Annotated in this window: 18 protein-coding genes; 15 read left to right on the top strand and 3 right to left on the bottom strand. The window is 67.4% G+C overall.

All coding sequences use genetic code 11. The features are described from left to right. Positions 1–65: 65 nt before the first annotated feature. Positions 66–1370, bottom strand: a complete 1305-nt coding sequence (gene miaB / locus ACXN5S_RS16160; RefSeq protein ID WP_458606494.1) for a tRNA (N6-isopentenyl adenosine(37)-C2)-methylthiotransferase MiaB — start codon at positions 1368–1370, stop codon at positions 66–68. Between the two features lie 86 nt (positions 1371–1456). Here miaB and ACXN5S_RS16155 point away from each other — a divergent pair, with 86 nt between their 5' ends. Then, positions 1457–2335, top strand: coding sequence for a glycosyltransferase family 2 protein (locus ACXN5S_RS16155; RefSeq protein ID WP_458606493.1), 879 nt, complete (start codon positions 1457–1459; stop codon positions 2333–2335). 4 nt (positions 2336–2339) lie between these two features. On the opposite strand, the gene map is transcribed toward ACXN5S_RS16155, so the two are convergent. Next, positions 2340–3089, bottom strand: coding sequence for a type I methionyl aminopeptidase (gene map / locus ACXN5S_RS16150; RefSeq protein ID WP_458606492.1), 750 nt, complete (start codon positions 3087–3089; stop codon positions 2340–2342). Between the two features lie 114 nt (positions 3090–3203). On the opposite strand from map, the gene ACXN5S_RS16145 reads away from it, so the two are divergent. Continuing rightward, positions 3204–3659, top strand: a complete 456-nt coding sequence (locus ACXN5S_RS16145; protein ID WP_458606491.1) for a universal stress protein — start codon at positions 3204–3206, stop codon at positions 3657–3659. Continuing rightward, positions 3656–4036, top strand: coding sequence for a VOC family protein (locus ACXN5S_RS16140; RefSeq protein WP_458606490.1), 381 nt, complete (start codon positions 3656–3658; stop codon positions 4034–4036). The genes ACXN5S_RS16145 and ACXN5S_RS16140 overlap by 4 nt, the downstream gene beginning before the upstream one ends. Here the strand turns inward: ACXN5S_RS16140 and ACXN5S_RS16135 are convergent. Continuing rightward, the gene (locus ACXN5S_RS16135) at positions 4019–4366 is read right to left on the bottom strand and encodes a VOC family protein (protein WP_458606489.1); all 348 of its coding nucleotides are present in this window, start codon (positions 4364–4366) and stop codon (positions 4019–4021) included. The two genes, ACXN5S_RS16140 and ACXN5S_RS16135, sit on opposite strands and share 18 nt — an antisense overlap. A 185-nt stretch (positions 4367–4551) precedes the next feature. Here ACXN5S_RS16135 and ACXN5S_RS16130 point away from each other — a divergent pair, with 185 nt between their 5' ends. The 12 genes from ACXN5S_RS16130 to ACXN5S_RS16075 all read left to right on the top strand — a co-directional run bounded on the left by ACXN5S_RS16130 (position 4552) and on the right by ACXN5S_RS16075 (position 15483). Further along, complete coding sequence (locus ACXN5S_RS16130; protein ID WP_458606488.1) at positions 4552–5118, top strand: NifU family protein; 567 nt, start codon at positions 4552–4554, stop codon at positions 5116–5118. Between the two features lie 7 nt (positions 5119–5125). Then, positions 5126–5716, top strand: coding sequence for a tRNA (adenosine(37)-N6)-threonylcarbamoyltransferase complex dimerization subunit type 1 TsaB (tsaB, locus tag ACXN5S_RS16125; protein ID WP_458606487.1), 591 nt, complete (start codon positions 5126–5128; stop codon positions 5714–5716). A 5-nt stretch (positions 5717–5721) separates the two neighbouring features. Beyond that, entirely contained in the window at positions 5722–6141 is a 420-nt protein-coding gene (locus ACXN5S_RS16120) for a GNAT family N-acetyltransferase (protein WP_458606486.1), read from the top strand. Positions 6142–6305: 164 nt separating this feature from the next. After that, entirely contained in the window at positions 6306–7301 is a 996-nt protein-coding gene (locus ACXN5S_RS16115; RefSeq protein WP_458606485.1) for a BMP family lipoprotein, read from the top strand. Between the two features lie 68 nt (positions 7302–7369). Then, positions 7370–8974 (top strand): ABC transporter ATP-binding protein, encoded by a 1605-nt coding sequence (locus ACXN5S_RS16110; protein WP_458606484.1) that lies wholly within the window; start codon positions 7370–7372, stop codon positions 8972–8974. Positions 8975–9002: 28 nt separating this feature from the next. Then, positions 9003–10124, top strand: coding sequence for an ABC transporter permease (locus tag ACXN5S_RS16105; RefSeq protein ID WP_458606483.1), 1122 nt, complete (start codon positions 9003–9005; stop codon positions 10122–10124). After that, on the top strand, positions 10121–10759 hold the full coding sequence (locus tag ACXN5S_RS16100) for a LysE family translocator (protein WP_458606482.1): 639 nt from the start codon (positions 10121–10123) through the stop codon (positions 10757–10759). Before ACXN5S_RS16105 ends, ACXN5S_RS16100 begins: the two co-directional genes overlap by 4 nt. Positions 10760–10763: 4 nt before the next feature. Next, positions 10764–11735 carry an ABC transporter permease gene (locus tag ACXN5S_RS16095; RefSeq protein WP_458606481.1) on the top strand — a complete coding sequence of 324 codons (972 nt, stop codon included), beginning with the start codon at positions 10764–10766 and terminating at the stop codon, positions 11733–11735. Between the two features lie 41 nt (positions 11736–11776). Next, positions 11777–12610 (top strand): purine-nucleoside phosphorylase, encoded by an 834-nt coding sequence (locus ACXN5S_RS16090; RefSeq protein ID WP_458606480.1) that lies wholly within the window; start codon positions 11777–11779, stop codon positions 12608–12610. Between the two features lie 120 nt (positions 12611–12730). Next, on the top strand, positions 12731–13639 hold the full coding sequence (locus ACXN5S_RS16085) for a sulfite exporter TauE/SafE family protein (protein WP_458606479.1): 909 nt from the start codon (positions 12731–12733) through the stop codon (positions 13637–13639). Beyond that, entirely contained in the window at positions 13636–14400 is a 765-nt protein-coding gene (locus ACXN5S_RS16080) for a TIGR02186 family protein (protein ID WP_458606478.1), read from the top strand. The genes ACXN5S_RS16085 and ACXN5S_RS16080 overlap by 4 nt, the downstream gene beginning before the upstream one ends. A gap of 282 nt (positions 14401–14682) precedes the next feature. Continuing rightward, positions 14683–15483 carry a helix-turn-helix transcriptional regulator gene (locus tag ACXN5S_RS16075; RefSeq protein ID WP_458606477.1) on the top strand — a complete coding sequence of 267 codons (801 nt, stop codon included), beginning with the start codon at positions 14683–14685 and terminating at the stop codon, positions 15481–15483. Positions 15484–15499 lie beyond the last annotated feature (16 nt).

Below are 15499 nucleotides of genomic sequence, written 5' to 3'. Positions count from 1 at the left end.
CGCGCGCGATTGTCGGGGGATCGCCTCTGCCCTGAGGCGCGCCCAAACCGCGATTCGGACAGGGCTCAGCCGGCCAGCGTGCCGGCGAGCGAGTTCTTGCCGGCACCGGTGATCTTCACGCGCCGAAGCTGTCCGCGCAACTCCGCCGGCGCATCGACATGCACGGCATGCAGGTGATCCGATTTGCCGCCCATCTGGCCTTGGAGCCGGCCGGGCTTCTCAAAGAGCACACCAACCTCCTGGCCCACCATCGCCTCGAGCGCGGAGCGCTGCTGCTCGGCCAACAGGGCCTGCAGGCGGTGCAGCCGGTCCATCGATACCTCGGGCGCCACCTGCGTGCGCTCCGCCGCCGGGGTGCCAGGGCGGGGCGAATAGGCGAAGGAGAAGGCGGCGCCGTAGCCGACGGCGCGCACCAGATCCATCGTCTCCTCGAACTCCGCCTCGGTCTCGCCGGGGAAGCCGGTGATGAAGTCGGAGGTCAGCAGAATGTCGGGCCGGGCGGCGCGGAGCCGCTCGATGACGGCGAGGTACTCCGCCGCGGTATGCTTGCGGTTCATCGCCTTCAGCACCCGGTCAGAACCCGACTGCACCGGCAGGTGCAGGTAGGGCATCAGCTTCTCCACCTCGCCATGGGCGGCGATCAGCGCGTCGTCCATGTCGTTGGGGTGGCTGGTGGTGTAGCGGATGCGCAGCAAGCCGTCGATCTCGGCCAGCTCACGGATCAGCCCGGCCAGCCCGCCCTCGTGCCCGTGATAGGCGTTGACGTTCTGCCCCAGCAAAGTGACCTCGCGCACCCCGGCTTCGACCAGATCGCGTGCCTCAGTCAGCACGCGGGCGGCGGGGCGGGAGACTTCGGCGCCGCGGGTATAGGGCACCACGCAGAAGGCGCAGAACTTGTCGCAGCCCTCCTGCACGGTCAGGAACGCGCTGGGCGCGCGGGTGGCCTTGCGGCGGGCGGGCAGCTCGTCGAACTTGTCCTCGGCCGGAAACTCCGTCTCGACCAGCCGGGCGCCGCCGGAGATGGCGTCATTCAGCTGCGGCAGGCGGTGATAGCTTTGCGGCCCGAGCACCAGGTCGACCATCGGCGCGCGGCGCAGGATCTCTTCGCCCTCGGCCTGGGCGACACAGCCCGTCACGCCGATGCGCATATCGGGCCGGCTGTCCTTCAGCTCCTTCAGGCGCCCAAGCTCGGAATAGACCTTCTCGGCCGCCTTCTCGCGGATGTGGCAGGTGTTCAGCAGCACCAGATCGGCATCATCGGCGGAATCGGTGGCCTCGTAGCCCTGGGCCCCCAGCGCCTCGGCCATACGCTCGCTGTCGTACACGTTCATCTGGCACCCGTAGGTGCGGATGTGGAGTTTCTTCGCCATGGGCTCGCCGGTCTATGGAATGGGCGCGGCTTACCGCGTCGGGCGCGGCCTTGCAATGCAGGGCCGCCGGCGCGAAAGCTGGCGCCATGCGCTACGACAGCCTCCAATCCTGCCTCGCCGCCCGCCCCGGATTGCTCGCGCGCGGGCCTGTGGCGGTGATCCTCGCTGAAGACGCGGTGGAGCTTGGCTCGACGCTGGCGCATCACCTGCGCTGCGGCTTTCAGGCGCTGCTGGTCTTCGCCGATCCGGGCCTGAAGGCCGATGCGCCGGAGCTGGAAGATCCGCGCGTCGCCCGCATCGACCTCGACGTTGCCCCCGGCCAGACGGCGCCCCGCGCGGTGAATGCGGTGATCGGCGCGGCGCCGACGGGCACCTGGCTCTATTACTGCTACGGGGCGGAGTACCTGTTCTACCCGTTCAGCGAGACGCGCAGCGTGGGCGAGATGCTGGGCTTCGTCGCCGAGGAGCGGCGCGACGCCGTGCTGACCTATGTCATCGATCTCTACGCCGCCGATCTGACCGCCGCGCCCGATGCCGTGTCGCTCGAAGACGCGCATATCGACCGCAACGGCTACTACGCCCTGGCCCGGCCCGACCCGGCCAACCACGGCCACCCGAAGGACCGGCAGCTCGACTTCTACGGCGGCCTGCGCTGGCGGTTCGAGGAGCATGTGCCCGAGGCCAGCCGCCGCATCGACCGGGTGGCGCTGTTCCGTACCAAGCCGGGGCTGAAGCTGCTGGCCGACCACCGCCTCTCCGACGAGGAGATGAACACCTATGCCTGCCCCTGGCACCATTCGCTGACGGCGGCGATCTGTTCGTTCCGCACGGCGAAGGCGCTCAAGCGCAACCCTGGCTCGACCTTTGCGATCAATGACTTCCTCTGGAGCAATTCGGTGCCCTTCGATTGGCACTCGCAGCAATTGCTCGACCTGGGACTCATGGAGCCCGGCCAGTGGTTCTGAAGGCTCAGGCGGCCTGCGTGACGATCATCGGGCCGCTGTTCGTGGCGATCACCGTATGCTCGTATTGCACGACATGGGCCTTCGGCTCGCTGTAGAGAGTCCAGCCGTCATCGCCATCCGCCGCCCAGAGCCCGCCGTTGGAAAGGAAGGGCTCCACCGTCAGCACCATGCCGTTGGTGATGCGCCGCCGGTCGCCGCGCGTGGGCCAGGTGGGGATCTCGCCCGGCGCCTCGTGCAGGCTGCGGCCGATGCCGTGGCTGGCGAGGTTGCGGATGAGCGTATAGCCGCGCTTGCTGGCAAAGGCGCCGACAGCCGCCCCGATGCCAGCGAGGGGCCGTCCCGGCCGCACCTGATTGATGCCGATCTGCGTGGCGCGCCGCCCGTCGCGGCAAAGCCGCTGCAGGGAAGGCGGGGTGTTCGGCATGCGGAAGGTCGCGCCGGTATCGGCGAAATAGCCGTTCTTCGAAGCGGAGACGTCGATATTCACCAGCTCGCCCTCGCCGATCACGCGCTCGCCCGGAATGCCATGCGCGATCTCTTCGCCGACGCTGATGCAGGTGGCGCCGGGAAAGTCGTAGGTGCTTTGCGGGGCAGAGACGGCGCCCTCGCGCTCCAGCCTGGCGCGGCCGATCTCATCGAGCTCTGCCGTGGTCATCCCCGGCTCCAGCGCGCGGGCCATTTGCTGCATCGTCTCGGCCACAATGCGCCCGATGTCCCTGATGCCTGCCAGCTCGTCTTCATTGGTGATGGTCATGGGCCCGCCCTTGATCTGCTGCCTTTCCAGATGGCGCCTCTGCCTTGCGACCGCAAGCTGCGATGGACAGCCGCCGCGCCGCGCGCGATGATGCGGCGCTGTGAGGAGAGGCTGATGCGCAAATTCCTGGTCATTCTCGACGATAGCCGCGAGTGCCTGAATGCCATGCGGTTCGCCGCGATGCGGGCCGCCCATACGGGCGGCGGCGTGACCATTCTGTCGGTGATTCCCCCCGAGGAATTCGCGCATTGGGTCGGCGTGGGCGAAATCATGCGGGCCGAGGCGCGCGAGCGGATCGAGGTGCATTTCGAAGTCTATGCCAAGTGGATGCGCGACAAGCAGGGCGTCGAGCCCGAGCTGGTGATCCGCGAGGGCGAGATGCTGCCCGAGATCATGGCGCATGTGCGCGAAGATCCCGATATCGGCGTCGTCGTGCTGGGCGCTGCGGCCGACAAGAAAGGCCCCGGCAAGCTCATCAGCGATCTTACCCGCGCCTCCGGCTCGCTGCCGGTGCCGTTGACGATCGTGCCCGGCGACCTTTCCAAGGAACGGCTGGAATCCATCACGTGAGCCGGCTCGGTCTCGTGGCTCTCGTCGTGCCGGATTACGACAGGGCCATCGCGCATTACTGCGGCGATCTGGGCTTCGAACTGTTGGAAGACACGCCTCAGCCCGGCAAGCGCTGGGTGGTGGTGAGGCCCAAGGGCGGCGAGACCGGCCTGCTGCTGGCCGAGGCAAAGGGGGCCGAGCAGGAGGCCGCCATCGGCAACCAGAGCGGCGGGCGGGTGTTCCTGTTTCTGGAAACGGAAGATTTCGCCGCCGACCATGCAAGGATGCAAGCGGCGGGCGTGACCTTCCTGGAGGAGCCGCGGCACGAGCCCTACGGCACGGTCGCAGTCTTCCGCGATGCCTTTGGCAACAAGTGGGACCTACTCCAGCGCAGCTGAACCCTGCAGCACGACAAGGTTGCCCGAGGGATCGACCACCCGCAGATGCGGCGCGCCGGGGCTGCGCTCGACTTTGCCGGCGCGGATGCCGGCCTGCACGATGCGCATGCGCTCGGCATCGAGATCGACGACACGCAATGTCATCGTGCCAGAGCCGGCGTTCTCGCGATCTTCCGATAGCTGCAGGCGGCCCTGATCCTTCTGGTGCCATTCCGCGGTGTTATATCCCGGCCGCGCATCGGGTGCGCGCCCAAGAAGCCTCGTATACCATGCCTCGGCCACATCGAGCCGGGAGATGGACATATGTGCGAAGACGGTCGACTGTTCCACCGCGGTTTCCTCCCTACGACTGCAACGTCCGCGGTGTCTCCCGGGTTCCGATACCCGTTGCCCAAACAGGGTTAACAAATGATGACAAAGTGGGGCCCGAGCGCATCTTAGAATCATTCCAAGCTCACCTTGACCCGAAGGGGGCGAGGGCGCATATCGAGGCCAACGCTTGAAAGGGACTTGCGATGTTCATTCAGACCGAATCCACGCCGAACCCCGCCACGCTGAAGTTTCTGCCCGGCCAGGGTGTGATGGATAGCGGCACCGCCGATTTCGCCAGCGCCGAAGCCGCGCAGGCCTCGCCGCTTGCCCGTTCGATCTTCGGCATCGGCGGAGTGACCGGCGTGTTCTTCGGCAACGATTTCGTCACCGTCACCAAGGCCGACGGCGTCGAGTGGGATCATGTGAAGCCCGCCATCCTTGGCGCGGTGATGGACCATTTCCAATCCGGCGCCCCGCTGATCGAAGGCGCGAGCACAAAGCCCGCCGATGGCCACGCCGTGCATGATGGCGAAGACGGCGAGATCGTCGGCCAGATCAAGGAATTGCTCGACACCCGCGTACGGCCCGCCGTGGCGCAGGATGGTGGCGACATCACCTTCCACGGCTTCGAGCGCGGCGTCGTCTACCTGCACATGCAGGGCGCCTGCGCCGGTTGCCCCTCGTCCACGCTGACGCTGAAGATGGGCATCGAGAACCTGCTGCGCCATTACATCCCCGAAGTGACGGAAGTGCGCCCCGTCGCCGTTTGATCGGCAGATGGGCGGCACGACCGCCGCAGATGATGGCCGGCCCTCGATGAACGTTCTCGCCTTCGATACCTCCGGCCCACAGATCGCCGCCGCGTTGATCGCTGGCGGCGATTGCGTCTCGCGCGTCGAGCCTCTGGCCCGCGGCCAGGCCGAGCGGCTGATGGGCCTGCTCGAAGAGATGCTGGCCGAGGCCGGGCTTACCTGGGCCGATCTCGATACGATCGGCGTGGGCATCGGCCCAGGCAACTTCACCGGCATTCGCCTGTCCGTCTCCGCCGCGCGCGGGCTGGCGCTGGGCCTCGGCATTCCGGCGGTGGGCGTGGACCTGTTCGACGCCAGCGGCGGCGGAAACGTCGCCGTCCCGGCGCCGCGCGGGATGGCCTATCTTCGGCCCGACGGGGCGGAGCCAGCGCTCGTGCCCGAGGCCGACATGCCCGAAGGCGCCCGCCGCCCCGCAGAGCCGGAGGCCGCCATTCGCGCCATCGCCGCGCTGGCGGCCGAGCGGGCAGGGGGCGCGGGCGAGCGCCCCGCGCCGCTCTACATCCGCCCGCCCGATGCCGCGCCGCCCAAGCTGGCACCGCCGCCACTGCTGCCCTGAGCCACATGGCCGAGACGCTGACCCCCGACGAGATCGCGGCGATCCACCACGCCTCCGCCGGGCCGGAGCGGCCATGGTCGGCTTCCGAGATCGCGTCGATGCTCGCCAGCCCGGGCGCCTTCGTCCTGTCGCTGCCCGGCGCCTTCCTGCTCGGGCGCGCGATTGCGGGCGAGGCCGAGGTGTTGATGCTCGCCACCCATCCCGATCACCGCCGCCAGGGCCATGCAGCCCGCCTGCTCGCCGGCTTCGAGGCCGAGGCCCGGCACCGGGGCGCCACCAGCGCCTTTCTGGAGGTCGCGCAGGACAATGCGCCTGCCCGGGCGCTTTATGACCAGGCGGGCTACACCCGGGCCGGGCGGCGGCCCGCCTATTATCCGCGTCCGGGCGGCGCCGTTTCTGCCCTGATCCTCATCAAGCCTCTTTGATGGACGTCGCGGCCTGCCGCCCTTCGGCCAAAAACCTGTTGACCGTCATATTCCCGCGTTGCCTTATCAGGCGATGAACTGGCGCCCCGGCGCCGGCTCTCTCTTCGGCCGGGCCCCCGAGGGTCGGGGGCGGCCGCAAAAAACGACCTGGGAGATATCTTTCAATGACCCATCTGACGAAACTTCTCGGCGCCAGCGCCGCGCTTGCCATTTCTGCCGGCGCCGCGCTCGCCGACCCGGCGATCATCTACGACCTTGGCGGCAAGTTCGACAAATCCTTCAACGAATCCGCCTATAACGGCGCCACCATGTGGGCCGAGGAAACCGGCGAATCGTTCAACGAGGTCGAGCTGCAATCCGACGCGCAGCGTGAGCAGGCGCTCCGCCGCTTCGCCGAGGCCGGCAACAACCCCATCGTGATGGCCGGCTTCTCGTTCGAGACCGCGCTGAACACCGTGGCCCCCGATTACCCCGACACCAAGTTCGTCGTCATCGACGCCGTCGTCGACCAGCCGAACGTGCGCTCGGTGATCTTCGATGAGCATGTCGGCTCGTACTTCGTGGGCATCCTGGCCGCGATGGCCTCTGAGACCGGTACCGTCGGCTTCGTCGGTGGCATGGACATCCCCACCATCCGCAAGTTCGGCTGCGGCTACGCCCAGGGCGTGATGGATACCAACCCTGACGCCACCGTGCTGACCAACTTCGTCGGCACCACGCCCGACGCCTGGAACAACCCGGGCAAAGGCTCCGAGCTGACGCTCGCGCAGATCAGCCAGGGCGCCGACGTTGTTTATGCCGCCGCCGGTGGCTCGGGCGTGGGTGTGCTGCAGACCGCCGCTGACGAAGGCATCTACGGCATCGGTGTCGACAGCAACCAGAACTACATGCACCCCGGCTCGGTGCTGACCTCGATGGTCAAGCGCGTCGACAACGCCGTCTACGATGCCTTCACGGCGGGCGGCGACGTTGAAACCGGCCTGGTCATGATGGGCGCCGACAATGGCGGCGTCGCCTTCGCGCTCGACGAGTACAACGAAGAACTCATCACCGACGAGATGAAGGCTGCCGTCGACGAGGCCGCCGCCAGCATCGCCGCCGGCGACATCATGGTGCATGACTACACCTCCGACGAAACCTGCCCGGCGGTCACGTTCTGATCGGCGACAGGTCTTGACGATTGGGCCGCGCCGGGTGACTGGCGCGGCTCCTTACTACGGGGGCAGGCATGGCTGACAGTGCAGCGGCCATCGAGCTGAAGGGGATCTCCAAATCCTTCGGCCCGGTTCAGGCAAATAAGGACATCTCGATCCGCGTCATGCCGGGCACGATCCACGGCATCATCGGCGAGAACGGCGCGGGCAAATCCACGCTGATGTCCATCCTCTACGGCTTCTACAAGGCCGATGAGGGCGAGATATTCATCAACGGCAAGCAGACCGACATTCCCGACAGCCAGGCCGCCATTGCCGCCGGAATCGGCATGGTCTTCCAGCATTTCAAGCTGGTCGAGAATTTCACGGTGCTTGAGAACATCATCCTCGGCGCCGAAGACAGCGCCATGCTTCGCCCCAGCCTGGCCCGCGCCCGCCGCGAGCTGAAGGCGCTGGCCGATGAATACGAACTCTCCGTCAATCCCGACGCGGTGATCGAGGAGATCGGCGTCGGCATGCAGCAGCGGGTGGAGATCCTCAAGGCGCTCTATCGCGGCTGCGACATCCTCATTCTCGACGAGCCCACCGGCGTGCTGACGCCGGCAGAGGCCGACCAGCTCTTCCGCATCCTCAACCGCCTGAAGGACGAGGGGAAGACGATCATCCTCATCACCCACAAGCTGCGCGAGATCATGGAGATCACCGAAACGGTGAGCGTCATGCGCCGCGGCGAGATGGTGGCGACCGTGACCACGGCAGAGACCTCGCCGGCCGAGCTGGCCGAGCTGATGGTCGGCCGCAAGGTGCTGCTGCGGGTGGAGAAGAAGCCCGCCAAGGCCGGCGACAAGGTGCTGGAGGTCAAGGGCCTGCGCGTCGTCGATGACCAGGGCGTCGAGCGTCTGCGCAGCGTCGATTTCGACATCCGGGCCGGCGAGATCCTCGGCCTCGCCGGTGTGGCCGGCAATGGCCAGTCGGAGCTGCTGGAAGTGCTTGGCGGCTACCGCAATGCGACGGGCGAAGTGCTGCTGAACGGCAAGCCCATCGACCTCAGCGGTTCCAAGTCCGACGGTCAGTCGCGCCGGGCGCGCGGCATCGCCCATGTGCCGGAAGACCGCCAGTCCGAGGGCCTGATCATGGATTACACGGCCTGGGAGAATACCGCCTTCGGCTATCACCATGACAACAAGTACCAGACCAACGCGCTCTTCATGAAGAACGCCGCCATCCGCGCCGATTGCGAGGCGAAGATGGCCAAGTTCGACGTGCGCCCGCCAGACCCGATGCTGCTCGCCAAGAACTTCTCGGGCGGCAACCAGCAGAAGATCGTCGTCGCCCGCGAGATCGAGCGCGACCCCGACCTGCTGCTCGTCGGCCAGCCCACCCGCGGCGTCGATATCGGCGCCATCGAGTTCATCCACGAGCAGATCGTGGCCCTGCGCGACCGCGGCAAGGCCATCCTGCTCGTCTCGGTGGAGCTCGACGAGATCATGTCGCTGTCCGACCGTATCGCCGTGATGTTCGACGGAAAGATCATGGGCGAGCGCAAGCCCGAAGACACCAACGCGCAGGAGCTCGGCCTGCTCATGGCCGGCATCACCGATACCTCCAGCCCGCATGATGTGGCCGAGGTCGAGGCGCAGCTGGCCGGCGCCCATGGCAGCGCCGCGAAGGAGACGTGATGACCCAGCTTAGCGAAAGGGCTCGCTCATGACCCGCATGCCCACCTGGGCCGACGTTGTTCTGGTGCCGCTGGTCTCGCTGCTGCTGGCGGCGGTCTTCTCGGCCATCGTCATCCTCGCCATCGGGGAAAACCCGTGGGAGGCGCTCAAGCTGATGGTCACCGGCTCTGTCGGCTCGACCTATGGCTGGGGCTACACGCTTTACTACGCGACCAACTTCATCTTCACCGGCCTCGCCGTGGGCGTGGCCAACCATGCCAAGCTGTTTAACATCGGCGCCGAGGGCCAGGCGGGCATCGGCGGCCTCGGCGTGGCGCTCGCCTGCCTTTACCTGCCCTTCCCGCATTGGAGCGTGGCGCTGCTGGTTGCCACCATGGCCGGCGCGCTCTTCGGCGCGGCCTGGGCGGCGATCCCGGCGATCCTGCAGGCCATGCGCGGCAGCCATATCGTGATCACCACGATCATGTTCAACTTCATCGCCAACGCGCTGCTCGTCTACCTGCTCGTGCAGGTGCTCAAACCCATGGGCTCGAGCGAGCCGGCGACGGCGCTCTTCCCCGAAGCCACGCATCTGCCGAGCTTCAACGAGATGTTCTCCAGCGAGGGCGTCGCCCGCTTCCGCGGCACGCCAGCCAACGTGAGCTTCTTCGTGGCGCTGGCGGCCTGCGTGGGTGTCTGGGCGCTGATCTGGCGCACGCGGCTGGGCTACCAGATCCGCGCCTTCGGCCATAGCGAGAGCGGCGCGCGCTACGCCGGCATCAGCCCGACGAAGATGATCATGGTCACCATGCTGATCTCGGGCGGGCTGGCCGGTTGCATGGCGATCAACAACGTCATGGGCTACGGCGAGCGGCTGGTGCTGAATTCGGTCGAGGGTGCCGGCTTCATCGGCATCGCCGTGGCGCTGATGGGCCGCAGCCACCCCTTCGGCATCCTGCTCGCCGCGCTGCTCTTCGGCTTCCTCTACCAGGGCGGCGCCGAGCTGGCCCTGTGGACAAGCATTCCCCGCGAGATGATCGTGGTGATCCAGGCGCTGGTGATCCTCTTCACCGGGGCGCTCGACAACATGGTGCGCATGCCGATCGAGAAGATCTTCATGAGCCTGCGCCGCCCGCCCAAACCCGAACGCAAGCTGGAGCCGGCGGAATGACCGATCTCATCGCACATCTGCCGCTCTTCGCCGCCGCCTATGCCATCCTCGTCGTCGCCGCGGCCTCGCCCGGCCCGGCGGTGGCCCTGCTCCTCGGTATCTCGCTGGGGCAGGGGCGCAGCGCGGCGCTGGTGACGGCGGCGGGAATCGCCATGGGCAGCGTGGTCATCAACGTCGCCACGATGATCGGAGTCGGCCTGCTGCTCAGCCAGGTGGCCTGGGCCATGACGCTGCTGCGCTACCTCGGCGCGGCCTACCTCGCCTGGCTGGCCTATGGCGCCTTCCGCAAGGCCGCCCATCCCGGCGGTGTGCCGCAGGCGGTGCCGCAGCCGAAGCGGCGTGGGGCCCAGCTGTTCCTCACCGGGTTCGGCCTGCAGGTGAGTAACCCCAAGGCCATCGTCTTCTGGCTGGCGATCGCCGCCGTGGGCGCCACCGCCGGTGCCGGCCCTCTGACCATCGGCGCCTTCGTTGCCGGCGCCTTCCTGATCTCTTTCGTCATTCACGGCGCCTGGGCTCTGGCGCTGTCGTCCACCCCGGTGCGCGTGGTCTATGCCCGCGCCCGGCGGCGCATCGAAGCGGCGCTGGGGGCCTTCTTCGCCTTCGCCGCCATCAAGATGGCCCTGGCCCGGAGCTGACCGCATGGATCTTCTGACACTTCTGCAGGTTCTCGACGCCTCCGTCCGCCTCGCGACGCCGCTCTTGCTGGCCTGCCTTGCCGGCCTTTTCTCGGAACGGGCGGGGATCTTCGACATCGGGCTCGAGGGCAAGATGCTGGGCGGGGCCTTCCTCGCCGCCGCCATCGCCGCCGTCACCGGCTCTGTCTGGCTGGGCCTTGCCGCCGGCATCGGGGCGTCGCTGCTTCTCTCGGCGATCCACGGGCTCGCCTCGATCACCTTCCGCGGCAACCAGCTCATCTCGGGCGTGGCGATCAACTTCTTCGCACAGGGCATGACGGTGGTCATCGCGCAAAGCTGGTTCGGGCAGGGCGGGCGCACCCCGCAGCTCGGTTCGGGCGAGCGCTTCTCTTCGATCACCCTTCCGGGGGCTGAGGCCCTGCGCGACGTGCCCGTGCTGGGCCCGATCTACTACGAGCTGATCTCGGGCCACTCGATCCTCGTCTATATCGCCTTTCTCATCGTGCCGCTCACCTGGTGGATCCTCTACCGCACGCGCTATGGCCTGCGCCTGCGCGCTGTTGGCGAGAACCCGGCGGCGGTGGACACCGCTGGCATCTCCGTCGTCTGGCTGCGCTATTCGGCCGTCGCGATCTGCGGGTTACTCACCGGCATCGCCGGCGCCCAGCTCGCCACTGCCGAGCCCGCCGCCGGCTTCATTAAGGATATGACGGCGGGCCGGGGCTACATCGCCCTCGCGGCGCTGATCTTCGCCAAATGGCGGCCGTGGTACGCGCTTTTCGCCTGCCTGCTCTTCGGCTTCCTTCAGGCGCTGGAGCTGCGGCCCGACCTTATCCAGAACGTCATCGGCCTGCGTGTGCAGGGCCAGCTCCTTTCGGCGCTGCCCTATATCATGACGGTGGTGATCCTCGCCGGCTTCGTCGGCAAGGCCATCCCGCCCCGCGCCGGCGGCCAGCCCTACGTCAAGGAGCGCTGAGCGGCTCCCGCCGCCGGCGCCAGCCACCCCAAGGAAACGACATGCACTCCAGCCTGCCCACGCCCGTCTCCGCCAAGGCCAAGGAGCTTGCCGCCCTCATCCGCCGTCGCACCGCCATGCGCGAGCCGGTGCGGGTGGGGCTGGTGCTGGGCTCCGGCCTCGGCCATCTGAAAGACGCGGTGGATGGCACCTCGATCCCCTACGAAGAGCTGCCGGGCTTTCCGCATGCCGGCGTCTCGGGCCACGTGGCCGAGCTGGTGGTGGGCGAGCTGGAAGGCGTGCAGGTCGCCGTGCTCGGCGGGCGGGCACACTATTACGAGACGGGCAATCCCGGTGCCATGCGCCTGCCGCTGGAGGTGCTCTCGGCCCTCGGCGCCAAGGTGCTGATGCTGACCAATGCCGCCGGCTCGCTGCGGCCCGATATGCCCACCGGCTCGATCATGGCGCTCGACGACCATATCAACTTCTCGGGCCTCAATCCGCTGATCGGCGAACCTTCCGATGCCCGCTTCGTGCCCATGGGCGCTGCCTACGACCCCGACCTGCGCGCCGCGCTCTTTGCCGCTGCGCAGAAGACCGGCACCGAAATGCATCGCGGCACCTATGCCTGGTATTCCGGCCCCTCCTTCGAGACGCCGGCCGAGATCCGCGCCATCCGCACGCTCGGCGCTGATGCCGTCGGCATGTCTACCGTGCCCGAGGTGATCCTCGCACGGTTTCTGGGCCTCAAGGTCGCCGCCATCTCGACCATCACCAACATGGCCGCCGGCATGAGCGACGAGGCGATCAGCCACGAGCACACCAAGGCGATGGCCCCGCTCGGTGCCGCCAAGCTGGAGAAGGTGCTGCGCGCCGCGCTGCCGGAGTTCCGCTGAACGGCGCAGGATCGGGCGCCGTGATACCATAACCTCCACTGGGCGCTTCATTTCCCGGCCCGACTCTGGCAGAGCGTCCTCACTGGGTGTTTGCTGGGTTGAGGGGCCGGGAAAGCGGGAATGACGATCTACCTGCCGATTGCAGAGGTGTCCGTCTCTGTCTTTCTCCTTCTGGGGATCGGCGGGCTCGTCGGAATGCTGTCTGGCCTGTTCGGCGTGGGTGGCGGCTTTCTGATCACGCCGCTGCTGTTCTTCATCGGCATCCCGCCCGCCGTCGCCGTTGCCTCCTCCGCCAACCAGATCGTCGCCTCGTCGGTCTCGGCCCTGCTCGCGCATCTGCGGCGCCGCAATGTCGATATCACCATGGGCGTGGTGCTGATGATCGGTGGCCTCATAGGCTCGGCCCTTGGCGTGATGGTGTTCAACATCCTCAAGCAGCTCGGTCAGATCGATCTGGCGGTCTCTCTGAGCTACGTCGTGTTCCTCGGCATCGTCGGCGGCATGATGCTGGCCGAGAGCCTGCGTGCCCTGCTGCGCCAGCGGGCGGGCGTGGTGCCCAAGCGGCGCCGGCACAATTGGGTGCATGCGCTGCCCTTCAAGATGAAGTTCCGCGTCTCGGGCCTCTACATCTCGGTCATCCCGCCGCTGCTGGTGGGGCTGGCCGTCGGCGTGCTCTCGGCCATCATGGGCGTCGGCGGTGGCTTCATCATGGTGCCGGCGATGATCTACCTGCTGGGGATGCCGACGAAGGTCGTCATCGGCACCTCGCTGTTCCAGATCCTCTTCGTCACCGCCTTCACCACCATGCTGCATGCGGTCACCTCCCACAGCGTGGACCTCGTGCTGGCGCTGATGCTGATCATCGGCGGCGTCATCGGCGCCCAGATCGGCACCCGTGTGGGCGCCCTGATGAAGGCCGAACAGCTGCGCATCCTGCTGGCGCTGCTGGTGCTCGCCGTCTGCCTGCAGCTGGGGCTCGAACTGGTGCTGCGCCCGTCGGAGCTCTATTCGATCGAGGTTCCGCGGTGAGGGCCCGCGCGCTCTTCGCGCTGGCCGCGCTCATGCTCGCGGCCGCCAGCCCGGCGCTGCCGCAGGAACGGCTCGTGCTTGGCCTCAGCCAGGAAGAGGTGGCGATCACCGCCAATTTCGACGGCGACGATCTGCTGATCTTCGGCGCCATCGACCGCAACGCGCCGCAGCCCGAAGAGCCCGCGCAGGTGGTCGTCACCGTCTCCGGCCCGGTGCGCAGCGCCACCGTGCGCCACAAGGAGCGGCGCTTCGGCATCTGGATGAACACCGGCCGCGTCGATGTCGATGCCGCGCCCTCCTACTACGCGGTCGCAACCTCGGCCCCGATCGAAGAGGTGCTGACCTATACCGAGGACATGCGCTATTCGGTGACGCTCGACCATGCGATCCGATCCGTCGGCAATGTCGTGACGAATTCGGGCGATTACACCGAGGCGCTCAAGCGCATCCGGGGCCGGCAGGGCTTTTACCGGCTGATGGAGGGCGACGTCGATCTGGAGCAATCCACCCTATTCCGGGTGCGCCTGACGCTGCCGGCCAACCTGACCGAAGGGCGCTACGAGACGCGCATCCTGCTCACGCGCGGCGGTGTGGTGATCGACGAGCTGACCACGCAGATCCCCGTCTTCAAGGTCGGGCTTGAGCGCTGGCTCTACAATCTCGCCCATTCCTTCCCGTTTCTTTACGGTCTGTTGGCCTTGAGTCTGGCCGCTTTTGCCGGCTGGGCAGCCTCTGCCGCCTTCACTCTCCTGCGCCGCTAAGGGCTTGGCCCGCCATGCCCCCGCCAGATCGGGGGAGCCGGAAGCTGCGGGTGTGCCGCAGCACAGCCGGCCGCTAGCCTCCCCATGTTAGTGACCTCTTAACCATTCGCCGGGAGTATCTCATGTGGAACGATTGGATCATCGATGTTCTCTCGGATCTCGGCGCCCATGCCCGGGCGAATGGCCTTCCGGCCACGGCTGAGGCTTTGCGCGAAGCCGCCCTAGTCGCCGCGATCGAGACAACGTCGGAGACCCAGCCGCCAGATGGCAAAAGGGGGCCGCATGAAACTCGATCCACTCCTCGACGCGCTGGAGGCGGCCACCTCGCTAGATGAGATGCAGGAGCTGATCCTGTCGGCCCGCGCCCGCTACAACGTTGCCGATGTCATCTACCATTGGGTCTCGACCGACGGCGAGCAATATGGCTGCGGCTCCTACTCTCGCGAATGGGCCTACCGGTACTTCGAAAACGATTACGTGCGGATCGACCCGGTCATCATTGGCTGCTTCCAGCGCTTCACGCCGGTCGACTGGAAGGCGCTCGACTGGTCGTCGAAGGCGGGGCGGGCCTTCCGCGCCGATGCCACCAAGTTCGGCGTCGGCAGCCAGGGCTATTCCATCCCCATCCGCGGCCCCAACGGGCAGTTCGCCGTTTTCACCTTCTCGGACGATTGCGATGACGAGGCCTGGGCCGCGCTCACGGCCGCGCACCGGCGCGAATGGCTGCTGATCGCCCAGGCCTGCCACGCCAAGGCGCTGGAGCTGGAGGGCATCCGCGCCCCCGAGCCGATGCGCGGCCTGTCGCCGCGCGAGATCGAGGCGATGACCTATCTCGCCATGGGCTATGCCCGCGCGCAGGTGGCGGAGATCCTGGCGATCTCCGAACACACGCTGCGCGCCTATATTGAAAGCGCCCGCTTCAAGCTGTCGGCGCTGAACACCGTGCATGCCGTCGCCCGCGCGATCTCCGAAGGGCTCATCATCACCTCCGGTGCTGTACGCGCGGCGCCGGGCGCCTGGCCGGGCGTCGATGTCTCAATGCCAGGCATTTCCGGGCGTGAGCCGCGGGTGGTGACGGGCTAGGCAGGCGGGTTTCGCT

This window comes from Pseudoroseicyclus sp. H15 (assembly GCF_054353345.1).
The sequence above is the reverse complement of the archived record's forward strand: the minus strand, read 5'-3'. Positions and strand labels throughout refer to the sequence as shown.

Excerpts from the sequence above, each read along its gene's own strand:
- ACXN5S_RS16100 (WP_458606482.1), top strand. The coding sequence starts at position 10,121 with ATGACCGATCTCATCGCACATCTGCCGCTCTTCGCCGCCGCCTATGCC.
- ACXN5S_RS16105 (WP_458606483.1), top strand. The coding sequence starts at position 9,003 with ATGACCCGCATGCCCACCTGGGCCGACGTTGTTCTGGTGCCGCTGGTC.
- tsaB (WP_458606487.1), top strand. The coding sequence starts at position 5,126 with ATGGGCGGCACGACCGCCGCAGATGATGGCCGGCCCTCGATGAACGTT.
- ACXN5S_RS16075 (WP_458606477.1), top strand. The coding sequence starts at position 14,683 with ATGAAACTCGATCCACTCCTCGACGCGCTGGAGGCGGCCACCTCGCTA.
- miaB (WP_458606494.1), bottom strand. The coding sequence starts at position 1,370 with ATGGCGAAGAAACTCCACATCCGCACCTACGGGTGCCAGATGAACGTG.
- ACXN5S_RS16110 (WP_458606484.1), top strand. The coding sequence starts at position 7,370 with ATGGCTGACAGTGCAGCGGCCATCGAGCTGAAGGGGATCTCCAAATCC.
- map (WP_458606492.1), bottom strand. The coding sequence starts at position 3,089 with ATGACCATCACCAATGAAGACGAGCTGGCAGGCATCAGGGACATCGGG.
- ACXN5S_RS16155 (WP_458606493.1), top strand. The coding sequence starts at position 1,457 with ATGCGCTACGACAGCCTCCAATCCTGCCTCGCCGCCCGCCCCGGATTG.
- ACXN5S_RS16130 (WP_458606488.1), top strand. The coding sequence starts at position 4,552 with ATGTTCATTCAGACCGAATCCACGCCGAACCCCGCCACGCTGAAGTTT.
- ACXN5S_RS16085 (WP_458606479.1), top strand. The coding sequence starts at position 12,731 with ATGACGATCTACCTGCCGATTGCAGAGGTGTCCGTCTCTGTCTTTCTC.
- ACXN5S_RS16095 (WP_458606481.1), top strand. The coding sequence starts at position 10,764 with ATGGATCTTCTGACACTTCTGCAGGTTCTCGACGCCTCCGTCCGCCTC.
- ACXN5S_RS16090 (WP_458606480.1), top strand. The coding sequence starts at position 11,777 with ATGCACTCCAGCCTGCCCACGCCCGTCTCCGCCAAGGCCAAGGAGCTT.
- ACXN5S_RS16145 (WP_458606491.1), top strand. The coding sequence starts at position 3,204 with ATGCGCAAATTCCTGGTCATTCTCGACGATAGCCGCGAGTGCCTGAAT.
- ACXN5S_RS16120 (WP_458606486.1), top strand. The coding sequence starts at position 5,722 with ATGGCCGAGACGCTGACCCCCGACGAGATCGCGGCGATCCACCACGCC.
- ACXN5S_RS16115 (WP_458606485.1), top strand. The coding sequence starts at position 6,306 with ATGACCCATCTGACGAAACTTCTCGGCGCCAGCGCCGCGCTTGCCATT.